19 protein-coding genes are annotated in these 20,867 nt (G+C 74.3%); 7 read left to right on the forward strand and 12 right to left on the reverse strand.

The window, feature by feature from the left end:
• Positions 1-102: 102 nt before the first annotated feature.
• On the forward strand, positions 103-1,116 hold the full coding sequence (locus DMB38_RS05020; protein ID WP_240661981.1) for a phosphatase PAP2 family protein: 1,014 nt from the start codon (positions 103-105) through the stop codon (positions 1,114-1,116).
• Positions 1,117-1,122: 6 nt separating this feature from the next.
• Here the strand turns inward: DMB38_RS05020 and DMB38_RS05025 are convergent, their stop codons facing one another.
• The gene (locus DMB38_RS05025; protein WP_047019786.1) at positions 1,123-1,347 is read right to left on the reverse strand and encodes an I78 family peptidase inhibitor; all 225 of its coding nucleotides are present in this window, start codon (positions 1,345-1,347) and stop codon (positions 1,123-1,125) included.
• Positions 1,348-1,755: 408 nt separating this feature from the next.
• On the opposite strand from DMB38_RS05025, the gene ctaD reads away from it, so the two are divergent.
• Positions 1,756-3,465, forward strand: a complete 1,710-nt coding sequence (gene ctaD / locus DMB38_RS05030) for a cytochrome c oxidase subunit I (protein WP_206337650.1) — start codon at positions 1,756-1,758, stop codon at positions 3,463-3,465.
• Between the two features lie 36 nt (positions 3,466-3,501).
• Here ctaD and DMB38_RS05035 read toward each other — a convergent pair whose 3' ends face one another.
• From DMB38_RS05035 to DMB38_RS05045, 3 genes are all read right to left on the reverse strand, one after another.
• On the reverse strand, positions 3,502-4,725 hold the full coding sequence (locus DMB38_RS05035; protein ID WP_125934131.1) for a glycosyltransferase family 4 protein: 1,224 nt from the start codon (positions 4,723-4,725) through the stop codon (positions 3,502-3,504).
• A 108-nt stretch (positions 4,726-4,833) separates the two neighbouring features.
• Positions 4,834-6,156: an ABC transporter substrate-binding protein gene (locus DMB38_RS05040; protein ID WP_125934132.1), complete on the reverse strand. Its 1,323-nt coding sequence runs from the start codon at positions 6,154-6,156 to the stop codon at positions 4,834-4,836.
• Positions 6,157-6,171: 15 nt separating this feature from the next.
• Positions 6,172-6,726: a hypothetical protein gene (locus DMB38_RS05045; protein WP_125934133.1), complete on the reverse strand. Its 555-nt coding sequence runs from the start codon at positions 6,724-6,726 to the stop codon at positions 6,172-6,174.
• Positions 6,727-6,889: 163 nt separating this feature from the next.
• Between DMB38_RS05045 and DMB38_RS05050 the strand changes: the two genes are divergently transcribed.
• Genes DMB38_RS05050 through DMB38_RS05060 form a run of 3 tightly spaced genes read left to right on the forward strand, consistent with a single transcriptional unit; the run spans position 6,890 to position 10,972 of the window.
• Positions 6,890-7,369, forward strand: a complete 480-nt coding sequence (locus DMB38_RS05050) for a hypothetical protein (protein WP_125938817.1) — start codon at positions 6,890-6,892, stop codon at positions 7,367-7,369.
• A 1-nt stretch (position 7,370) separates the two neighbouring features.
• The gene (locus DMB38_RS05055; RefSeq protein ID WP_125934134.1) at positions 7,371-10,304 is read left to right on the forward strand and encodes an ATP-binding cassette domain-containing protein; all 2,934 of its coding nucleotides are present in this window, start codon (positions 7,371-7,373) and stop codon (positions 10,302-10,304) included.
• Complete coding sequence (locus DMB38_RS05060; RefSeq protein WP_125934135.1) at positions 10,301-10,972, forward strand: ATP-binding cassette domain-containing protein; 672 nt, start codon at positions 10,301-10,303, stop codon at positions 10,970-10,972. Before DMB38_RS05055 ends, DMB38_RS05060 begins: the two co-directional genes overlap by 4 nt.
• A gap of 8 nt (positions 10,973-10,980) precedes the next feature.
• Here DMB38_RS05060 and DMB38_RS05065 read toward each other — a convergent pair whose 3' ends face one another.
• A complete protein-coding gene (locus tag DMB38_RS05065) occupies positions 10,981-11,682 on the reverse strand; it encodes a transglycosylase family protein (protein WP_125934136.1) in 702 nt (233 codons plus the stop codon).
• Positions 11,683-12,037: 355 nt separating this feature from the next.
• On the opposite strand from DMB38_RS05065, the gene DMB38_RS05070 reads away from it, so the two are divergent.
• The gene (locus DMB38_RS05070; RefSeq protein ID WP_125934137.1) at positions 12,038-13,018 is read left to right on the forward strand and encodes a hypothetical protein; all 981 of its coding nucleotides are present in this window, start codon (positions 12,038-12,040) and stop codon (positions 13,016-13,018) included.
• A gap of 112 nt (positions 13,019-13,130) precedes the next feature.
• Positions 13,131-13,358 carry a hypothetical protein gene (locus DMB38_RS05075; RefSeq protein ID WP_047014994.1) on the forward strand — a complete coding sequence of 76 codons (228 nt, stop codon included), beginning with the start codon at positions 13,131-13,133 and terminating at the stop codon, positions 13,356-13,358.
• 104 nt (positions 13,359-13,462) lie between these two features.
• Here the strand turns inward: DMB38_RS05075 and der are convergent, their stop codons facing one another.
• The 7 genes from der to DMB38_RS05110 form a co-directional block, all read right to left on the reverse strand.
• The gene (gene der / locus DMB38_RS05080) at positions 13,463-14,953 is read right to left on the reverse strand and encodes a ribosome biogenesis GTPase Der (RefSeq protein WP_125934138.1); all 1,491 of its coding nucleotides are present in this window, start codon (positions 14,951-14,953) and stop codon (positions 13,463-13,465) included.
• Between the two features lie 85 nt (positions 14,954-15,038).
• Positions 15,039-15,641, reverse strand: a complete 603-nt coding sequence (locus DMB38_RS05085) for a lysophospholipid acyltransferase family protein (protein WP_047019788.1) — start codon at positions 15,639-15,641, stop codon at positions 15,039-15,041.
• A gap of 53 nt (positions 15,642-15,694) precedes the next feature.
• A complete protein-coding gene (gene cmk / locus DMB38_RS05090) occupies positions 15,695-16,405 on the reverse strand; it encodes a (d)CMP kinase (protein ID WP_125934139.1) in 711 nt (236 codons plus the stop codon).
• Positions 16,406-16,494: 89 nt separating this feature from the next.
• Positions 16,495-17,580: a prephenate dehydrogenase gene (locus tag DMB38_RS05095; RefSeq protein WP_125934140.1), complete on the reverse strand. Its 1,086-nt coding sequence runs from the start codon at positions 17,578-17,580 to the stop codon at positions 16,495-16,497.
• Between the two features lie 123 nt (positions 17,581-17,703).
• Entirely contained in the window at positions 17,704-18,750 is a 1,047-nt protein-coding gene (locus DMB38_RS05100) for a pseudouridine synthase (protein WP_047014999.1), read from the reverse strand.
• A 22-nt stretch (positions 18,751-18,772) separates the two neighbouring features.
• Complete coding sequence (scpB, locus tag DMB38_RS05105; RefSeq protein ID WP_240661984.1) at positions 18,773-19,480, reverse strand: SMC-Scp complex subunit ScpB; 708 nt, start codon at positions 19,478-19,480, stop codon at positions 18,773-18,775.
• Positions 19,477-20,805, reverse strand: a complete 1,329-nt coding sequence (locus DMB38_RS05110) for a segregation/condensation protein A (RefSeq protein ID WP_125934141.1) — start codon at positions 20,803-20,805, stop codon at positions 19,477-19,479. Before DMB38_RS05110 ends, scpB begins: the two co-directional genes overlap by 4 nt.
• Between the last annotated feature and the right edge of the window lie 62 nt (positions 20,806-20,867).

The raw sequence follows: 20,867 nt of genomic DNA on the forward strand, positions 1-20,867 counted from the left end.
CAGTGGGGTAACCGCCGTTGACGACACAGCCCACATCACATAGGCGTTACAAATCCGGGGGATTGGTCAATCCACCGCAGTCGGCGATGTAGCGTCGATTCCGTGCGAACCGAAGAGAGACCTCCGCAGGGAGCGGAGCGTCCGACCACACACGGCGGCTGGCAGCCGCGTATGACCAGGACCCGGCTGTGGCTGTTCTGGTCGTCGCTGGCCGTCTACGCGGGGATCGTCGCGGCCGTCGTGACCACGTCGTGGCTGGTGCACCTCGACTGGCAGCTGATGCTCTTCCGGCCGTACAAGCAGTGGCCGGAGTTCCACGCCTTCCTGGACTACTTCGTGGTGCTCGGGCAGCGCGCCCCCACCGCCGTCGCCGTGCTGGCCTGGCTCGGCTGGCGCGCCTGGCGGCAGCACACCCTGCGCCCGCTGTTCATGCTGGCCGGCTCGCTGCTCCTGCTGAACGTCACGGTCGGCGCTGCGAAGATCGGCATGGGCCGCCTCGGCCCGCACTACGCCACCCAGATCGGCTCGAACGAGATGTGGGCGGGCGGCGATATATTCCCTTCGGGTCACACCGCGAACGCCGTCGTGACCTGGGGTGTCGTGGCCTATCTGGCGACGACGCCGGGCGCCCGCAGGACCGCCTCCGTGGTCTGCGCGATGGTGGCGCTGGGCGTCGGCGGCACGACCGTCTACCTCGGTACGCACTGGCTGAGCGACGTGCTCCTCGGCTGGGTCGCCGGCCTGCTCGTGCTGCTGGCCCTGCCGTGGTTCGAGCCCGGCGTGGCCCGCGCGGAGGCGTGGCTGCTCCACCTGCGCGACCGGCTGCGCGGCTCCCCGGCCGCCGGGCCGCCCGCGCCCGCGTCGCTGTCGCCGCTGGCCACGCGGGTGTCGATCGTCTCGCAGCGCCCCACGGGCACCGGTGCGCCGAGCACCAGGGAGATGGCCCGGGTCAGCTCGGGCTCCGGCACCGCCGCCCGCCCCGACACCTGGCCGCACCTGGCGCCGCGCCCGCACACCACGCGGCACGAGCGCCCTCCCGTCACCCCGGCGGGCCACCGCCGCCCGCCGCAGTCGGACCGCCCCGGCGGCCGGCCGCAGGCACGCGCGGGCGGCTGACCCGCCCTAGCCGACCCAGGAGCGCGTGACCCGGCCGTCCTGGACGGTGAAGTTGAGCCGTCCGCCCATGAACTCCATGGTGATGATGGCCCCCGGGGGTAGCGAGCGGACGGTGGTCCAGCCACGGTCCCTGGCCCGCTCCTCGGCGTCGGCGGCGGCCAGGCCGACGTAGCTCTCGGGGTCGTCGTCGGGGTTCGGGGACGGTGTCGGCAGGTTCGGTGGAGTCGCCATGGCGCCCACGCTATGCCCCTGGTCACGGCCGCGGTAGGGCGGCGGACCACGGGGATGTCCCGGCCCTGTTCACCGCGGGTCACACTTCTGTCACAGCGCCCGCGGCCCGCCGGGAGGCCCGGAAGAAGGCCCGTACAGGCGTCCGAGAGGCCCCTCCTGACGGGCTATCGGGAATTGCTGTCAGGGCCGCTAATCGCACCTGCTGTTTACCAGCCGGACCCCCTGGAATTCATCGAATTTCCCCCGGATGGCGGCGTCCGGTGTCAGCTCCGCATAAACCCTCGGATGGCCCCTTCGCGACACACCGGGCGAACGCGCGTAGCACGCCGGATCCGTACACCGGTGGCACCGTCGTGCCGTGGACGCGGCGTCGTCAGACGTGACCTACGAGCGGAAGGTACAGAGACGATGGGGACGACAGAGGCGGCACCGGCACCGGCACCTGCTCCCCCGCGCGCACGACGGCACGGCTCGGTGGTCGTGGACTGGCTGACCACCACGGACCACAAGAAGATCGGGCACCTCTACCTCATCACCTCGTTCGCCTTCTTCCTCTTCGCCGGCCTGCTCGCGATGGTGATGCGGGCGGAGCTGGCCAGGCCGGGGATGCAGATCCTCAGCCACGAGCAGTTCAACCAGTCGTTCACGATCCACGGCACGATCATGCTGCTGCTCTTCGCCACCCCGACGTTCGCCGGGTTCGCCAACGAGATCATGCCGCTGCAGATCGGCGCGCCCGACGTGGCGTTCCCGCGGCTGAACATGCTGTCGTACTGGCTGTTCCTCTTCGGCGGCCTGATCGTGCTGAGCAGCTATCTGACGCCCAGCGGGCCCGCGGACTTCGGCTGGTTCGCGTACGCGCCGCTGAACGGCCCGGTGCACTCCCCCGGCGTGGGCGCGGACCTGTGGATCATGGGGCTGGCCCTGGCGGGCTTCGGCACCATCCTCGGCGCGGTCAACTTCCTCACCACCATCATCACGATGCGCGCGCCCGGCATGACGATCTTCCGGATGCCGATCTTCACCTGGAACACCCTGTTCACCTCGATCCTCGTGCTACAGGCGTTCCCGGTGCTGGCCGCGGCGCTGCTGGTGCTGGAGTCGGACCGGAGGTTCGGCTCGGTCGTCTTCGACGGGTCCGTGGGCGGAGCGCTGCTGTGGCAGCACCTGTTCTGGTTCTTCGGCCACCCGGAGGTCTACATCATCGCGCTGCCGTTCTTCGGCATCATCAGCGAGATCATCCCGGTCTTCTCCCGCAAGCCGATCTTCGGCTACGTGATGCTGGTCGCCGCCACCGTCGCGATCACGGGTCTGTCGATCATGGTCTGGGCACACCACATGTTCGCCACCGGGGCGGTGCTGCTGCCGTACTTCTCCCTCGCGTCGTTCCTGATCGCGGTGCCGACGGGGGTGAAGTTCTTCAACTGGATCGGCACGATGGTCAACGGCTCGCTGTCGTTCGAGACCCCGATGCTGTGGTCGATCGGGTTCCTGGTCAGCTTCCTCTTCGGCGGTCTCACGGGCGTCCTGCTGGCCTCGCCGCCGCTGGACTTCCACGTGACGGACACGTACTTCGTCGTCGGCCACTTCCACTACGTGGTCTTCGGGACGGTGGTGTTCGCGACCTTCGCGGGCTTCTACTTCTGGTGGCCGAAGTTCACCGGGAAGATGCTGGACGAGCGGCTGGGCAGGATCCACTTCTGGACCCTGTTCGTCGGCTTCCACGCGACGTTCCTCGTGCACCACTGGCTGGGCGTGGAGGGCATGCCGCGGCGGTACGCGGACTACCTCGACGCCGACGGCTTCACCACGCTCAACACGATCTCCACGATCGGCGCCTTCCTGCTCGGTGCCTCCACGCTGCCGTTCCTGTACAACCTGTGGCACACGGCCAAGGAGGGCGAGAAGGTCGACGTGGACGACCCGTGGGGCTTCGGCCGCTCCCTGGAGTGGGCCACCTCGTGCCCGCCCCCGCGGCACAACTTCAAGACCCTGCCGCCGATCCGCTCCGAGTCCCCGGCCTTCGACCTGCACCACCCCTACGCCCTCGCCACGGAGCGCCGGGACGAGACGGAGCAGCGGAACCGGCGGGACGAGCGGGGGGCGCGGGAGCCGTAGCGCGGGCGAGGGCGGACGGGCTCCGGCGGGCGGCCCTCAGGCCGCCGCCGCCTCCTCACGGGTGCGGTGGGCGTACAGACCGCCGAGCACCGTGCCGGTCAGCGGCAGCGTCGGGCGGTGGGCGTGCAGGCGGGCGAAGAGGTGGTCGTAGCGCTCGGCGGCGCGCGCCGGGTCGAAGCGCGCGGCGTTCGCCAGCGCCGCGGTGCCCATCTCCTGGCGCAGGTCCTCGTCGCCGATGAGCCGCAGCAGCCCGCGGGCGACGGCCGCCGGCTCGCCCGGCGGCACGAGCAGGCCGTCCTCGCCGTCCTGGATGATCTCCCGCGGGCCGAGCGGGCAGTCCGCCGCGACGACCGGCAGGCCGCCGCGCATGGCCTCGGCGATGGTCAGCCCGAACGACTCCAGCGTCGAGGTGTGCGCGGCGATCGAACCCTTCGGCCACTCCGGCTCCAGCGGGTGCACGGTGCCCATGAGGAGGACGTGGTTGTAGAGGCCGAGCCGGTCGATCTGGGCGCGCAGCGCGTCGTGGCGGGGGCCGTTGCCGTAGATGCGCAACTGCCAGTCGGGGCGCGCCTTGACGACCCGGGCGAACGCCTTGACGAGGTGGTTGAAGTGCTTGAGGGGCGCCAGCCGGCCGGCGGCCATGACGCACCGGGCGGTGTTGTCGGACGGCGCCACCGCCGGCGCCGGGACGCCGTTGGGGATGGCGGTCACCACCACGCCCGGGAGCCGCAGGTGCTCGCGGTACGCGCGGGCATCGGCCTCCGTCATGGTGACGACGGCGTGCAGCCGCGGGTACGCGGCGCTCAGCGCCACCCGCAGCTCCCGGGGGTGGGTGGTGAACGTCAGGTGCTCCTGGCCGACGCGGAGCACCCCGCGGCGGGTGTGGCGGGCGACGACGACGTTGAGCCCGGGGCGGGTGCCGATGACCGCGTCGGCGTCGAGGTGCCGCAGATGCCCGGCCAGCAGCCGGTCGGTGAGCGCGCTGTACTGGTGGTAGCGGCCGTCCGCGCGCGGGTAGTGGCGCGCGGGGCGGGCGTAGTCGGGATGCCCGCCCGCGTAGCCGGGGCTGTCGGGGCGCTCGTCGACGAGAGCGCGTACGGGCACGTGCGGCCCGGCGTCGAAGACCGGCTCATCCTTGTGGCGGAAGACCGAGACGATCTCCACGTCGTGCTGCTCGGCGAGCGCGCGGGCGAGAGTGAAGGTGGTGCGCACGGTGCCCCCGACGGCGTACGCGTTGCTGATCAGAAAGGAGATCCGCATGGTGTACCTCGGGACGGGTGCGGGCAGTCCCCTGAATCAGCGTCGCACAGCCGCGGCCGCCCGGCATCACGGCAGGTCAGAGCCGGTATGGGCGGGTGGTACGGCCGATCATGGCCGGTACGGGAGCTGCGGCACCGTGAAGCAGTTCTCCGTCATCTCGCCCTGGGTGACCCACCCGCCGTCGCCGCCGTCCGCGTCGTCCTGCCAGCGGGCCGCCGACACGCACGTGGGCCGGGTCTTCGGCGGCTCCGGCACCTGCTCGAAGCGGGCGGGCAGCAGCAGCCCGCCGGCGTCGTAGGGCTCGGCGCGGTTCATGAAGTCCTCGACGCACGCGCGCGTCAGATCCTTGCCGCACGACTTCGCCGCGTCCGCGAACCACATCGCGGCGGCCCAGCCCTCCAGTTGCCACTGCGAGCGAGTGCCGGTGTCGGCGTAGCGGTCCATGCCGTCGCGGAACGCCTTGACCGCCGGTTCTTCCGTGTCCTCGTAGTTGCGGCTGGAGCCGGTGACCCAGAGGGAGTTGCGGCAGCGCTCGGCGTCCGCGTAGTCCTCCCGGACGCTTGAGTTCCAGTTCTGCACGTTGGTGACCTTCGCGGTCAGCTCCACGCCGGCCTCGTCGAGCGCCCGGCACAGCTTGGCGTTGCCGCCGGTGTCGACGGCATCGAAGACGAGGTCGACACCGCGGGCGCGCAGGTCGGCGGCGACCGCGTCGAAGTTCGGCAGCGAGAAGTCGACCTGCTCGGTGACGACGTCGTAGCCCTCGGCCTCCAGACCGCTGGTCACGCTGCGGGCGTACGAGGCCGAGGCCGCCTGGTTGTACGAGACGACCGCCGCGGTGCGGGCGCCGTGCTCCCGCTTGAAGTAGCGGTAGACCTCGGTGCCGCCGTACAGGTCGCCGCCCCAGCCGGGCTTGCCGCCGGTGCGCGGGGCGCGGCTGCCGTAGATGCCGTACAGGTGCGGATACGTCTCGTAGGCGGCGCCGATCGGCTGGCCGCCGATGTCCGGCACGCCGGCGTCGCTGACCTGCGGGGCGCCGGCGTAGTTCAGCGAGGTGGTGGCGACGAGCGCGAACACCTTCTCCTTCAGCACCAGTTCGCGTACGCAGTCGCTGTTGCCCAGGCCGCTGCCCCCGTCGTCGCACGTGACGGCCTCGATCGGGCGGCCGCCCACGCCCCCGCGCGCGTTCAGCGCCTCGAAGTACGCCAGCGCGCCGTCCTGCGGCCCGCTGAACGCGTCGCCCACCGGGCTCGTCTCGCTGGCGATGACGCCGACCCTCACCGGCTCCCCGCGCGCCTCGCCCGACGGCGCGGCACCGCCGCCCCGCTCCGCGGGCCGCTCGGTGAACTCGCTCTCGGGCACCCTGCTGCCGCACGCCGCGGCCAGCAGCACCAGCGCGGCCGCCGCCAGGGCGGCGCCCCCCGGCCTCCTCACCCCGGCCTCCTCAGCTCAGCATCCGGGGCCCGGCGATCCGCTCATCTCGACCAGGGTGCAGATGGCCCGCTTCGACACCTTCCACGAGCCGTCCTGGAGCACCGAGATGCCCGTGGCGCCTGGCACGACCGTCTCGCCCTTGAGCGCGATGTCGTACGTCACCTCCGCCTCCTCCGCGGAGTCGAACTCCACCCCCGTGACCTCGGCGCCGACCTGCTTCCACCGCTTGTCGTCGGAGAACGCCGTCATCAGCGGCCGCATCGCCTCGCCGTCCTCCAGCACCGCCAGCTTCGCGTCGGCGTCGGAGTCCGGGGAGAAGAACGTCGTCCAGTTCTCCTCGATCTCCTTCTTCGCCGCCGCCGGATCGGCCGGCTCCGCGCCGCCCGCGCCGTCGTCCGCGTCCTCGCTCGCCTCCGCCGCCGGGCTGCTCTCCGGCTCCTGCGCGCTCGGCGTCTTGTCCGGTGTGCCGGCGCCACCGCCGTCGTCCCCGCAGCCGGCCGCGCCCAGCCCCGTGAGCAGTACCGCCGCGGCCAGCCACGCGGCGCTGCGCGTGCGTGCTCCTCGGGTCATCCGTCCTCACCCCTGAACGTCGTCATGCGTCGAGTGTCCCGCCGTTCGGTCGGCTCTACTGCGCAGTAGAACCACACACGGCATAGTGCATCCCAAGCGGCGGCGATGCACAGGGGGCAGAATGCGGCAAACCGGCCCGGCGCGCGGGCACTCGCTGAAGGCCATGGCCCTGCAGTGGGGCAGTTGGGCCGCGCTCGCCGCGGGGGCCGTGCTCTGCGCCGTCGGCTGGTACGGGGTGTCGGGAGAGCGGTTCGCCGAGCGGCAGATCCCGTATCTGGCGTCGTGCACGATCCCGGGGGCGGCGCTGATCGTCGCCGGGGCGGTGCTGCTGTCGCGCGGCGACCAGGGGCTCGCGGCGGCGCGGGTCGAGGAGTTGTACGGGCTGCTGGTGGCGGCGGACGGAGACGACGCGGGCGCCTCGGCGGGACCCGAGCCGGCTCTCGCGGAGCCGGGCGCGGCCGGCCCGTATCTGGCGGTGCCCGGCGGGACGCTCTACCACCGGCCAGGCTGCCCCCTCGTCGACGGCAAGCCCGGCGCCGTACCGGTCGCGGATCCGGCGGAAGCCGGGGGTGAGGAACGGGCGCTGACGCCGTGCCCGGTCTGCGAGCCGGGCCCCGGGGGCGCCGCCGCGCCGGAGGCGTGAGGTGTCGCTCACGTACGAACTGACGCTCGCCGGGCTCGCGGTGGGCAGCGCCGCGGCGCTCTCGGGCATCGGCGTCGTCGTCACGTACCGCGCCACCGGCGTGCTCAACCTGGCACACGGCGCGGTCGCGATGGTCACCGCGTACGTCATGCGCCAGCTCGCCGTCGGCTGGAACTGGCCGCTGTGGGCGGCGGCGGCCGTCAGCCTGCTCGTCGTCGCGCCCGGCATCGGGCTGCTCATGGGGCGGTTCGTCTTCCGGCCGCTGTCGGTGCTGCAGTCGGGCGCGGCGGGCGCGGGCGGCGCGCAGGCGCTGGTGGCGTCGCTCGGGGTGTTCGTGCTGCTCATGGGCGCGGCGGGGCTGCTGTGGGGTACGGGTGCGCGCACCGACGCGCCCGAACTGCTGCCGTCCGACCCATGGGTGCAGCTCGGCACGGCGGTGGCGCTGGCGGGCGCGGTCGCGGCGGTCACCCGGTGGACCCGGTTCGGGCGGGAGCTGCGCGCGGTGGTCGACAACCGACGGCTCGCCGCGCTCAGCGGCATCGACGCCGACCGGGTCGCGGACGCCGGCTGGGCGTTCGGCACGTTCACGGCGGGCGTCACGGGCGTGCTGCTGGCGCCGGAGTACCGGCTGGACCCGTACGGGCTGCCGCTGCTGGTGATGGCCGTGATCGGGGTCGCGGTGGCGGCCGGGCTGCGGAGCCTGCCGGCGGTCGTGGGGGTGGCGCTGGCGGTCGGCGTGGCGCAGGCGCAACTGACCCGGCTCCATCCGCCGGGCTGGAGCGAGCAGTTGGTGCAGGCGCTGGGCGCGAACCTCTTCGCGGTGCTGCTGCTGGTCGCGGCGCTGGCGCTGCCGCGGCTACGGGCCGGTTCGGGCGACGGCTTCCTGCGGGTGCCGGCCGACACCCTGGACTCGGCGGGCGACGGGCGGACGTGGCTGGTCGCCGGGGTGCTGTTCCTGCTGCCGCTGGGCTTCGCGGGCCCGGACCTCACCACGTCGGTCCAGGTGCCGGCGCTGGCGGTGGTGCTGCTGTCGCTGGTGGTCGTCACGGGGCGAGGGGGCCAGGTCTCGCTGGGGCAGGCGGCGTACGCGGGGCTGGGGGCGCTGTTCACGGCGCTGCTGGCGGCGGGGCGGTTCCCGGGGCTGCCCGCACTGCCGGAGCTGGTGGCGCTCGGCGTCGCGGTGCTGCTGGTGGCGCCGGTGGGGCTGCTCACCGGGTACCCGGCGATCCGGCGGCGGGGCCTGGCGCTGGCGCTGGTCACGCTGGCGGTGGGGGTGGCGGTGAGCCGCTTCGTCTTCGCGCAGCCGTACGCGACGTCGGGCCTGACCCTGGGCCGCCCCGCGGGCTTCACCGGGGACCGGGCGTACTACGTGCTCGAACTCCTGCTGCTCGCCGCCGCGGTGGCGGCGGCCGGGGCCCTGCGCCGCGGCCGCCAGGGCCGCGCGCTGGCGGCGATCCGGGACCACGAGTCCGGCGCCGCGGCGGCGGGCGTCGCGGTGCCGGCGCTGAAGGTCACCGCCTTCGCGGCGGGCGCGGCCCTGGCCGCCCTGGGCGGCGGCATGCTGGCCATGGGCGCCCGCGCCTTCGACCCCAACGCCTTCGACCCGGTGCGGGGCCTGCTGTGGTTCGCGGCGGTGGTCGTGCTGGGCGCGGACAGCATGCTGGGCGCGCTCCTGGCCTCGGCCCTCCTGGTCGGCCTGGACGCGGGCACTCGCGGCGGCATGGCGGCGGCGGTGATCGGCATCCTGGCGGTCCTCCTGGGCCGCTTCCCCGGCGGCCTCTACGAGGCCCTCCGCACGGCGGCGGCCCGCCGGCTACGGCCCCCGCGGCTGACCCCGCTGGGGCTGCGCGTACGCACGAGTCTGTCCGGCGCGGCACCGCCTCCGGCGGGATACGCGGGCACGGCACCGGCGGACACCGTCTCCGCCGGGCCACCACGGGCACGTACGGGCGGCAGCACGAACTCCGGGTCACGTCCGCCAGGAGCCGCGGACGCACCCGCGGGCGCAGCGCCGGCCCCCGGCCGTGGGGACGTACCCGGGCCCCGTACGAGCGAAGCCCCGCAGCCACCGCACCCTCTGCGCCGGTCCGCTGCCGGCCGCGAGCCGCCCGGCACGGGGGACCGGAGCCTCACCCCGCGCCGGCGCGCGCAGCACGGCCCTCCCCCGCCCGACCGGCACCCCGCCGTCGTATCCGGTGCGCCCGCCGCGGGCGAAGACGTGCTCGCCGCCCGGGGGATCTCCGTTTCGTACGGGGACTTCGCCGTGCTCTCCGGGGTCGGTCTGCGGGTCGAGGCCGGGCGGGTCACGGCGCTCGTCGGGCCCAACGGGGCCGGGAAGTCCACCCTCTTCCACACCCTGGCCGGGACGCTGCGGCCGCGGGCCGGGCGGGTGGTGCTGCGGGGGCGGGACGTGACGCGGCGCAGCGCGCACGTGCGGTCGCGGCTCGGTCTTGCGCGGACCTTTCAGCAGCCCGCCGTCTTCTCCTCCCTCACCGTCGCCGAGAACGTCGCCGTCGGCGCCGAACAGGGCCCTGTCCGCGACCCCGCCGCCGTAGACCGCGTGCTGCGGCTCCTCGGCCTCGACGGGCCGCTGCGCGACATGCCCGCCACGGATCTGCCCACCGGCACCCTGCGCCGGGTGGAACTCGGCCGCGCCCTCGCCGGCGGTCCCCACGTGCTGCTCCTCGACGAGCCCGCCGCGGGACTCGACCTCGCCGAGACCGCCGCGCTCGTCCGCCTCCTGCGCGCGCTCGCCGCCGACGGCATGGCGCTGCTCGTCGTCGAGCACGACCTCGGCCTCGTCGGCGAACTCGCCGACACCGTCTACGCGATGGCCGCAGGACGCATCGTCGCCTCCGGCACCGCCGCCGACGTGCTCGCGGCGTCCGGCGCAGGACCTGTCCCCGGCCGGGACGCACCCGCGGAGGCCCCGTGACCGTCGAGATCGCCCTCCACCGCGCCCGCGTCCGCTACGGCCCGCTGGAGGCCCTGCACGGCGTCGACCTCCCCGTGCCCGCCGGCCGGCTCACCGTCCTGCTCGGCCGCAACGGCTCCGGCCGGACGACCGCGCTGCGCGCCCTCGCCGGTACGGTGCCGCTGGCCGCGGGCCGGGTGGTGTGGCGCGGCGAGGACGTCACGCGGATGCCCGCGTACGCCCGTGCCCGTCGCGGCCTGTCGCTGACCCCCGAGGTACGCGCCGTCTTCGGCTCGCTGACCGTCGCGGAGAACCTGCGGCTCGCCGCCCCCGGCGGCGACACCGGGCCCGCGCTCGCCGCGTACCCGGAGCTGGCGCGCCTGCTGGCGCGCCGCGCCGGCACCCTCTCGGGCGGCGAGCAGCGGATGCTGGCCGTCGCCCGCGCGCTGCTCTCCCCCGCCCGGCTCGTCCTGCTCGACGAGCCGGGCCAGGGGATGTCGGCCGCGGTGGCGGCCCGTACGCACGAACTGCTCGGCGGGCTCGCCGCCACCGTCGTCGTCGCGGAGCAGAGCCTGCCGCCCGGCCTTGCGGCCGCGGCGACGGTGGTGCACGAACTCCGTCGCGGCAACGTGGTGTTCAGCGGCGAGCCCGCCGAAGCCGGGGCGCTGTGGCACACGGCGGCCCGCTGAGGGATGCGTCAGACGTGCAGTCGCTGGCCCGGCAGGATGACGTCCGGGTCGGCGCCGATGACGTCGCGGTTGGCCTCGTAGACCTCGCGCCACGGCGTGCCGTGCGCGGCGGCGATGCGGCTGAGCGTGTCGCCGGACTTGACGGTGTAGTTGCCGTCGCCGCGCTTCACCGGCTGCCGCTGCTCCCCGCCGCGGTCCGCCCGCTTCTCGGCGCGCGGCTGCGTGCGGGGCTGCTCCTGCTGCTCCGGCTGCGCGACCGCGGGTGCCCCGCCCGATGCGCCGGCCTGGACGGAGCAGTGCGGCCAGGCGCCCCAGCCCTGCGCGGCCTGCACCTTGGTGGCGACGGCGATCTGCTGCTCCCGGCTGGCTCCGTCCGCGGTGGCCGCGTAGGCGGTGCCGCCGTACGCCTCCCAGGTGGAGGCGGCGAACTGCAGCCCGCCGTAGTACCCGTTGCCGGTGTTGATCGCCCAGTCGCCGCCGCTCTCGCACTGCGCGATACGGTCCCACACCCCGCTGTCCGCGGCGCCCGCGGGCGCGGCGGCGGCGAGGAGGGCGAGGGGGGTGAGGAGCGCGGCGGCTCCGGTGACGACGGCGGCGTTCCGGCGGGTGCCGCGCGTGCTGCGTGTCCTGCTGGCGCTGATGGTGGTGCCTGCCTCACTGGTCGTACGGTCACTGCGGGTGGCGCGTATGTCGCCCTTCGGGAAAGGCATTCGTTCCTCTCGGTGGACCCGGGTCCCCTGCCCGGGCGGTGCTCGGTGCACGCGGCGGCCGAATCTAGGCACGCTTGTCGGGCGTAATCAACCAAGACCCCGTCATTCGAGGCCAGTTGCCGGTTACCGCGGGTATCGATCAATACCGGACAGGTCGCCGCGCCGGTCAAATCAGGCTTTGTCTGGCAAATCTTCGGTCGCACTGTGGCTCGCCTCACGGCACCAACGCGCGTGATTCGCACATCAGTTGACTCACAGTGAGAATTTCCGGTCTTCTCCCTACGGTCCGTAGACCCCGTTTCGGCAATCGCCGCCCGGGGCGTGACTCCGCACACAGGTCGTCCGTTGTGCCCAGATGAACACGCACCACGACGACGAGGAGCGACTCGTGCCCCGCATGCTCGAAGTGAGCGACGCCGTACGCGCCGAGATCGGCGACGAGGAGGCGGACCGGCTCGTCGCCGGCGAGTCCGCCCCCGGCACGTACGACTGCACCTCCTGCCGCGCCCCCGGCGACTCCGCGCAGGAGCAGACGAGCACCGTGCTCTTCGTGGGCGAGGAGACGGCGGTGCTCGCCTTCGCCCACGCCACCTGCATCCCCTCGCAGGTCGTCCCGGTCTCCGAGGACCAACTGCAGGGCGCCGTACGCTCGATCACCGCGGACGAGGGCCCGGCGCCGGCGCACGCCCCCGCGCCCGCGCCCGTGGAGGCGCACGCCCCCGCGGCCCTCGCGCCCGCGGTCTCCCCCGCACCCCCGGTCCCCGTGCCCGCGGACGCCGCCGCCTCCCCCGCCGCCGTCGCGCCCCCCGCGGCACCCGAGGCACCCGCCGCCCCGGCGGCGTCCGGCGGCGACCACGCCGAGGCGCAGGCCGTCCTCGGCGTCACCTGCGGGCTGGTGATGTGCGGCGAGGACGCCCGCCCCGCGCTGGTCGTCGAGCCCACCGCGCCCGTCGTCCGGCCCGGCTCCGAGGGCCCGGGGGACGACTTCCTGCCGCTGCTCATCGAGAGCGGCTTCCTGCCCGTGATGGACATGGTCAAGCCCCCGGCGCCGGTGACCGGGTGGTCCGTGCTGCTCGTCGCCGGCCACCTGCACGCCGTGATGCAGCCCGGCACCGCGGGTCAGCCGCCGACCGCCTGGTGGCAGGCGCACCAGCCGCTGCACGTCTCGGACGGCTGGCGGGCCGCCGCGGCGAAGGAGCAGGAAGTGCTGGTGTACGCCGCGCCCGCCGGGGCGATCGGGCGGCAGCCGCGGGAGGACCTGCTCGGCGAGGCGCTGGCGCAGGCCGCCGCGCGCGGGCTGCTCGTCGGCGCGGCGATGCCCCTCACCGGGACCTGATCCCCAAACCCGAACGGAGCACCGGTACCTGATCGGAGCAACGCGTACCCGCATCCCTCCGTACCGCGCCTTCGTTGCACAAAGTGTGCACCGATACCACGCGATTCCCGGCATGCGCCCCGCCCACGAGCCCCACGCGGCCGCCCGCCCGTCGGGGACGCCGATCTACGACGCCCTCTTCGCCGAGTACCGCCGGCTCTTCCGGGCGCTGCCCGGGGACCGCTCCGGCGAAGAGCAGCTCCGCTTCGACGCGATCATGAACTCCCGCCCGTCACTGCCGTCCACGGGGCGCCTGCGACCGCACGTCCACGTGCACCGCCACCGCGCGGCGGACGACTAGCCTCCACGGCCGGTCGGCGGGCCCGAGCCGCCGCCCCGCCGTCCCCTGCCGCGTACGCCGCCGTACGCGTCCGCGGCACCCGCAGCCCACGGGAGCCGGGGCCGCTACTTCTTGCGGCCCCGCTTCTCCCGCACCCGCACCGAGATCCGGATCGGGCTGCCCTCGAAGCCGAACTCCTCGCGCAGCCGCCGCTCGATGAAGCGCCGGTAGTTCGCCTCGATGAACCCCGAGGCGAAGAGGACGAACCGCGGCGGCCGGGTGCCCGCCTGGGTGCCGAAGAGGATCCGCGGCTGCTTGCCGCCGCGCACCGGATGCGGCTGCCCGGCCACCAGCTCGCCGAGGAAGGCGTTGAGCCTGCCCGTCGGCACCCGCGTCTCCCAGCCCGCCAGCGCCGTCTCCAGCCCCGGCACGAGCTTCTCCATGTGCCGTCCGGTACGGGCCGAGACGTTGACCCGCGGCGCCCACTGCACCTGCACCAGGTCGCGCTCGATCTCGCGCTCCAGGTAGAAGCGGCGCTCCTCGTCCAGCAGGTCCCACTTGTTGTACGCGATGACCAGCGCCCGCCCGGCCTCGACGGCCATGGAGATGATCCGGGTGTCCTGCACGGTCAGCGTCTCGCCCGCGTCCACGAGGACGACCGCGACCTCCGCCTTCTCCAGCGCGGCGGCGGTGCGCAGCGAGGCGTAGTAGTCGGCCCCCTCCTGGAGGTGGACGCGCCGCCGGATGCCCGCGGTGTCGACGAAGCGCCAGGTCTTCCCGCCCAGCTCGATCAGCTCGTCCACCGGGTCCCGAGTGGTGCCCGCGACGTCGTCCACGACGACGCGGTCCTCCTTGGCGAGCTTGTTGAGCATCGACGACTTGCCGACGTTCGGCCGCCCGATGAGCGCCACCCGGCGCGGGCCGCCGAGCCCGCCGGCGAACGACTGCGCGGGCGCGTCCGGCAGCACGTCGAGCACGGCGTCGAGCATGTCGCCGGTGCCGCGGCCGTGCAGCGCGGAGACCGGGTGGGGCTCGCCGAGGCCGAGCGACCACAGGTACGCCGCCTCCGACTCGCCCGACTGCCCGTCGACCTTGTTGGCGCAGAGCACCACCGGCTTGCCGGCCCGGCGCAGCATCTTCACGACGGCCTCGTCGGTGTCCGTGGCGCCCGTCTGCGTGTCCACGACGAAGACCACCGCGTCCGCGGTCTCCACCGCGTACTCGGCCTGCGCCGCGACGGAGGCGTGGATGCCGAGGACGTCCTGCTCCCAGCCGCCGGTGTCGACCACCTTGAACTGCCGGCCCGCCCACTCGGCCTCGTACGACACCCGGTCGCGGGTGACGCCGGGACGGTCCTCCACGACGGCCTCGCGGCGGCCGATGATGCGGTTCACCAGAGTCGACTTGCCGACGTTCGGCCGGCCCACGACGGCCACCACGGGCAGCGGGCCGTGCCCGGCCCGCGCCAGGTCGCCCTCGACCTCGTCGAGGTCGAAGCCCTCCTCGGCGGCCAGCTCCATGAACTCGGCGTACTCGGCGTCGCCCAGCTCCCCGTGCTCGTCGCCGTGGGCCGCGCCGTCCGGGCCCTCCTCCGGGGAGATGCCGGTCTCGCTCATCACGTTCCTCGTCCTTGCGTTCTCGGCCGCGTACGGCCCGGTCGGCCGGGCAGCGGCCGTCAAGTCTGCTTCTCGGGCACAGGCCCTAGCGCCCAGTGTCGCGCCTGGCGGCGGCCAGGTGCGCGGTCAGCCGGTCCTGGATGCGCAGCGTCGCCTCGTCCATCGCCTTGCGGGTACGCCGCCCGTCCGGCGACCCGGCCTGGAAGGGCTCGCCGAAGACGATGTCCACGTGGGAGCGGACCGGCGGCAGCGCCTTGACCACGCGGCTGCGCCGCTCCGCCGTGCCGAGCACCGCGACCGGCACCACCGGGGCGCCGGAGCGCACCGCGAAGTACGCGAGGCCCGCGCGGATCGAGGAGAAGTCGCCCTCTCCCCTGCTGCCCTCCGGGAAGATCCCGAGCACCCCGCCCTCGTCCAGCACACCCAGCGCGCGGGTGATCGCGCCCCGGTCGACCGTGGTGCGGTCGATGGCCACCTGGCCGATGTTGCGCAGGTACCAGCCGACGATCCCGACGAACGCCTCCTGCTTGATCAGGAAGTGCACCGGACGCGGCGAGGTGCCCATGAGCAGCGGGCCGTCGACGTTGTGGGAGTGGTTCCCGGCCAGGATCACGGGCCCGCTCGCGGGCATCCGCCAGGCGCCCAGTATCCGCGGCTTGAAGTAGCCGTGCATGACGGGGGCGGACATCCGCCGCCCGACGAGCGCACCCCGTGTCTCCGGCACCGCGCCGGCCGGTTCTGTCACCGACCCTGCTGCTTCTCTTCGACGAGGGTCACGACGCACTGGATGACCTGCTCCAGGGTCAGCTCCGTCGTGTCCACCTCGGTGGCGTCCGCGGCCTTGGCGAGCGGCGAGACCTTGCGGCCGGAGTCCGCGGCGTCGCGCCGGGCCAGCGACGCCTGCGTGGCGGCCAGGTCGCGGGCCTCCTTGCCCTTCAGCTCGCCGCTGCGGCGCGCGGCCCGTACCTCCTCGGACGCGGTGAGGAAGATCTTCACGTCCGCGTCCGGCAGCACCGTCGTGCCGATGTCCCGGCCCTCGACCACGATCCCGCCGTTCTTCACGGACTCGGCGGCGATCGACCGCTGCAGCGCGGTGATCCGCGTCCGCACCTCCGGGACCGCACTGACGGCGCTCACCGCGGCGGTGACCTCCTGGGTACGGATCGGGCCCGAGGCGTCCGCGCCGTCGACGGTGATGGTGGGCGTCCCCGGGTCCGTACCGGAGACGATCTGCGGCTTCTCCGCGGCGGCGGCGATCGCGGCGGCGTCGGCCACGTCCACCCCGTTGGTCAGCATCCACCACGCGGCGGCCCGGTACTGGGCGCCGGTGTCGAGGTAGCGCAGCCCGAGCCGGGCGGCGACGGCCCGGGACGTGCTCGACTTGCCCGTACCGGCGGGGCCGTCGATGGCGACGATCACGGGGGCCCGCTGGGCCCTGGCAGCGCTGTCCACGGGGCGTACGACACCCTTCCTGCGGTCGACGACGAGGTGAAGCCGAACTTTGTGCGGCACTAGGTTACTGCTACCTGAACGGGCCTTGGTCACTGCCTCAAGGGCCACCCGCGCTCCCGCAGCGCGGCGGTGAGCGCGTGCGCGGCCGGGGGCTCGACCATGAGCTGCACCCGCCCGGCCTGCTGGCCGGTGGCGTGCTCGATGCGGACGTCCTCGATGTTGACCCCGGCGGCGCCCGCGTCGGCGAAGATCCGGGCCAGCTCGCCCGGCCGGTCGCCGATGAGCACGGTGACGGTCTCGTAGTCCGCGGGGGCGGCGCCGTGCTTGCCCGGCACCCGCTCGCGGCCCGCGCTGCCGCGGCGCAGCACGTCCTCGATGCCGGCCGCGCCGGTGCGGCGCTTGGCGTCGTCCGCGGCCTGGAGCGCGCGCAGCGCCCGTACCGTCTCGTCGAGGTCGGCGGCAACCTCGGCCAGCACCTCGGCGACCGGGCCCGGGTTGGCGGAGAGGATGTCGATCCACATCGCCGGGTCCGAGGCCGCGATGCGCGTGACGTCCCTGATGCCCTGCCCGCAGAGCCGGACCGCGGCCTCCTCGGCGTCCCGGAGCCGGGCGGCGACCATGCTGGAGACGAGCTGCGGGGTGTGCGAGACGAGGGCGACCGCGCGGTCGTGGGCGTCGGCGTCCATCACCACGGGCACGGCGCGGCAGAGCGCGACCAGTTCGAGCGCGAGGTTCAGCACCTCGGTGTCGGTGCTCTCCGCCGGGCTGAGCACCCAGGGGCGGCCCTCGAAGAGCTCCGCGGAGGCGGCCAGCGGCCCCGAGCGCTCGCTGCCGGCCATGGGGTGGCTGCCGATGTAGCTGGTGAGGTCGCCGCCCAGTTCCTCGAGGGTGCGGCGGGGGCCGCCCTTGACGCTGGCGACGTCGAGGTAGCCGCGGGCGGCGCCGCGGCGCTGGGCGTCGGCGAGCGTGCGGCCGGTGAGCGCGGGCGGTACGGCGACGACGGCGAGGTCCACGGGCGCGGCGGGCGGCTGGTCGGTGCCGGCCCCGAGGGAGGCGGCGGTACGGGCCTGGTCGGCGTCCTCGTCCTGGAGATGGACCGCGACACCTCTGCGGGACAGCGCCAGGGCGGCGGAGGTGCCGATGAGGCCGGTGCCGATGACGAGGGCGGTACGCACGGCGCAAGGATACGCGGCGGCCGCCCCGCGGGGCGCGGGGAGGCCGCCCGGGCGCAGCGCCACGGCCGTACGGGACCGGGGGCGGCCGGTGCTACGGGCGTACGGGCCGGGCGGGCCCGGCCGTCAGAGCCCGACCTCCTTCATCAGCATCCCGACCTCGGTGTTGGTCAGCCGGCGCAGCCAGCCCGACTTCTGGTCGCCCAGCGCGATCGGGCCGAAGCGGGTCCGCACCAGCTTGTCGACGGGGAAGCCCGACTCGGCGAGCATCCGCCGCACGATGTGCTTGCGCCCCTCGTGCAGCACCACCTCGACGAGGTAGTTCTTGCCGGTGTTCTCCACCACCCGGAAGTCGTCCGCCTTGGCGTAGCCGTCGTCGAGCCGGATGCCGTTCTTCAGCCGCTTGCCCAGGTCGCGCGGGAGCGGGCCCTGGATCGCGGCGAGGTAGGTCTTCTTCACGCCGTAGCGGGGGTGGGTGAGGCGGTGGGCCAGCTCGCCGTGGTTGGTGAGCAGGATGATGCCCTCGGTCTCGGTGTCCAGGCGGCCGACATGGAAGAGCCGGGTCTCCCGGTTGTCCACGTAGTCGCCGAGGTTCTGCCGCCCCTCCGGGTCGTCCATGGAGGAGACCACGCCGACGGGCTTGTTGAGGGCGAAGAAGAGATACGACTGCGTGGCCACGGTCAGCCCGTCGACCTTGATCTCGTCCTTCTCCGGGTCGACACGCAGCCCCTGCTCGGTGACGATGCGCCCGTTGACCTCGACCCGCGCTTGGTCGATCAGCTCCTCGCAGGCGCGCCGCGACCCCATGCCGGCCCGCGCCAGCACCTTCTGCAGCCGCTCGCCCTCGGGCTCGCCGAACGTCTTCGGCAGCGCGCGCTGCGGCTTGGTGTGCCGGGCCCTGGCCCGCTCCTCCAACTGCGCGTCGTACTCGCGGGAGCGCGCGGGCCTGGCAGGCGCGCCGCCGCGCCCGCGGCCCCCCTTCCCCGGGCCGCCCGGGCGCTCGCCCTGAGGGACGCCGGACTTCTCGTACCGCCGCTCCTCCGGGCGGGGCCGTCCCCGCTCCTCGGAGCGGGGACGGCCCTGCCGGCGCTGTTGCGCGTCGCGCTTGCCGCCCGCCCCCCGGGGGTCGGAGCCCGAGGGCTTCCTGCTGTTCCTGCCGCCGCTGCTTCGCATCTACCGTCAGTCCGTTGGTTGGTCAGGTCTCGTCGTCCACGTCGAACGATGGGACGCCCTCCTGGGACTCGCCCTCCACCGCGTCCGCATCCGGGAGGAACGGGGCGAGCTCGGGGAGCTCGTCCAGACCGCGCAGGCCCATCCGCTCCAGGAAGTAATTCGTCGTCCTGTACAGGATCGCACCTGTTCCGTCTTCCGTGCCCGCCTCCGCGATAAGCCCGCGCTGGAGCAGCGTGCGCATGACACCGTCGCAGTTGACGCCGCGGACGGCGGAGACGCGGGAGCGGGAGACCGGCTGGCGGTAGGCGACGACCGCGAGGGTCTCCAGCGCGGCCTGGGTGAGGCGGGACTGCTGGCCGTCGAGGACGAAGCCCTCGACGGCGGGCGCGTACGCGGCGCGGGTGTAGAACCGCCAGCCGCCGGCGACGTGACGCAGGTCGAAGCCGCGGCCCTGGACGGTGTACTCGTCGGACAGCTCGCGCAGGGCGTCGGAGATCTCGCGGGGGCGGCGGTCGAGGACCTTGGCCAGGTGCTCGGCGGTGACCGGCTCGTCGACGACCATGAGGACGGCTTCGAGGGCCGGACGCAGCGGGAGCCCGGCGGTGGGGCTCGCCTCCGCCTCCTTCTCCGCCTCCGGCTCGTTCTCCGGCTCCGTCTCCGGGTGCCCGGCCGCGGCTGCCGTCTCCGGCACGCCGGCCGCGCCGGACACGTTCGCCACTGCGTCGCTCATCGCTCGTCCTCGCCTTCGCCTTGGTTCCCGCCGGCCGCGTCCGCGTCGCCGGGCGCCGTGTCGAACTCGTCGGTGACCACCGGCACCACATCCTCCCGCCCCGTCCACCGCACCGTCAGCGGCTCCAGCGCGCCCTCCTGGTCGAGGGCCACCGCCCGCTCCCGGTACAGCTCCAGCAGCGCCAGGAACCGGGCGACGACGGTCAGCGGGTCGGGGGCGTCGGCGATCAGCTCCTGGAAGCTGACCGAGCCGTGCTCGCGCAGCCGGGAGACGACGACCTGCGCCTGTTCCTGCACGCTGACGAGCGGGGCGTGGATGTGGTCGACGTAGACCTGGGGCACGGGCTTGGGCTGCATCGCCTTGACCGCGAGCCGGGCGAAGCCCTCCGGGCCGATGCTGATGACCACCTCGGGCAGCAGCTCCGCATGGTGCGGCTCCAGTCCGACGGTACGGGGGTGGAGCTGCGACTCCTCCTCCAGCCGACGGTGGAAGATGCCCGCTATCTCCTTGTACGCGCGGTACTGCAGCAGCCGTGCGAAGAGCAGGTCGCGGGCCTCCAGGAGCGCGAGGTCCTCCTCGTCCTCGACCTCGGCGGCCGGCAGCAGGCGGGCGGCCTTGAGGTCGAGGAGGGTGGCGGCGACGACGAGGAACTCGGTGGTCTGGTCGAGGTCCCAGTCGGGGCCCATGGCGCGGATGTGGGCCATGAAGTCGTCGGTGACGCGGTGCAGGGAGACCTCGGTGACGTCCAGCTTGTGCTTGGAGATGAGCTGGAGGAGGAGGTCGAAGGGGCCCTCGAAGTTGGCGAGCCGGACCCGGAAGGCACCGTCGTCGGGGTCGTCGCCGCCGGGCTCGGTGCCGGGTTCGGTGCCGGGTTCCGGGGCGTTCTCGGGGCCGGTCGCGGGGCGGGACTCAGCGGCGGGCTCCGGAGCGCTGTCCGGTTCCGGTACGGGACCGGGCGCGGGCTCGCGATCGGGTGCGGGCTCGGGGTCGGGTTCGGGGTCGGGGGCCGGCTCCTCCGCCGGGTCCGCGCCCCCGGGTCCCACCGGTGCGGGCTCGGTCTCCGGCTCGGGGTCCGGCCGGCCCGGCGCCGGGCCCGGCTCGTCGGGCCGCGGGGCGGGGCCCGGGATGGGCACCGGCGGCCCCGGCACGGGAGCCGGTTCCGGCTGGGGCAGGGGCATCGGCTCGGGGTACGGCTCGCGTACCGGATCCGGTTCCACGGGCCGCGGTGCGGGCTTGGTGGGCGTCGCGGCGACCCCGGGGCCGCGACCGAGGGAGCGCCGGGCGGTACGCGCCGGGCGCTGCGGGTCGTCGTGCCTGTCGTCCATCGCTCGCAGCGTATCGCCCGGAGCGGTGCCCGCCCGGTTGCCGTGGACGTCGGGGCGGCGCC

Source organism: Streptomyces sp. WAC 06738 (assembly GCF_003945505.1).
GTDB lineage: Bacteria > Actinomycetota > Actinomycetes > Streptomycetales > Streptomycetaceae > Streptomyces.

What these genes read in the sequence shown, in the direction of transcription:
- DMB38_RS05025 (WP_047019786.1), bottom strand. Translation starts at nt 1,347, where the DNA reads ATGGCGACTCCACCGAACCTGCCGACACCGTCCCCGAACCCCGACGAC.
- ctaD (WP_206337650.1), top strand. Translation starts at nt 1,756, where the DNA reads ATGGGGACGACAGAGGCGGCACCGGCACCGGCACCTGCTCCCCCGCGC.
- DMB38_RS05035 (WP_125934131.1), bottom strand. Translation starts at nt 4,725, where the DNA reads ATGCGGATCTCCTTTCTGATCAGCAACGCGTACGCCGTCGGGGGCACC.
- DMB38_RS05045 (WP_125934133.1), bottom strand. Translation starts at nt 6,726, where the DNA reads ATGACCCGAGGAGCACGCACGCGCAGCGCCGCGTGGCTGGCCGCGGCG.
- DMB38_RS05050 (WP_125938817.1), top strand. Translation starts at nt 6,890, where the DNA reads ATGGCCCTGCAGTGGGGCAGTTGGGCCGCGCTCGCCGCGGGGGCCGTG.
- DMB38_RS05065 (WP_125934136.1), bottom strand. Translation starts at nt 11,682, where the DNA reads ATGCCTTTCCCGAAGGGCGACATACGCGCCACCCGCAGTGACCGTACG.
- DMB38_RS05070 (WP_125934137.1), top strand. Translation starts at nt 12,038, where the DNA reads ATGAACACGCACCACGACGACGAGGAGCGACTCGTGCCCCGCATGCTC.
- DMB38_RS05075 (WP_047014994.1), top strand. Translation starts at nt 13,131, where the DNA reads ATGCGCCCCGCCCACGAGCCCCACGCGGCCGCCCGCCCGTCGGGGACG.
- der (WP_125934138.1), bottom strand. Translation starts at nt 14,953, where the DNA reads ATGAGCGAGACCGGCATCTCCCCGGAGGAGGGCCCGGACGGCGCGGCC.
- DMB38_RS05085 (WP_047019788.1), bottom strand. Translation starts at nt 15,641, where the DNA reads ATGTCCGCCCCCGTCATGCACGGCTACTTCAAGCCGCGGATACTGGGC.
- DMB38_RS05100 (WP_047014999.1), bottom strand. Translation starts at nt 18,750, where the DNA reads ATGCGAAGCAGCGGCGGCAGGAACAGCAGGAAGCCCTCGGGCTCCGAC.
- scpB (WP_240661984.1), bottom strand. Translation starts at nt 19,480, where the DNA reads ATGAGCGACGCAGTGGCGAACGTGTCCGGCGCGGCCGGCGTGCCGGAG.
- DMB38_RS05110 (WP_125934141.1), bottom strand. Translation starts at nt 20,805, where the DNA reads ATGGACGACAGGCACGACGACCCGCAGCGCCCGGCGCGTACCGCCCGG.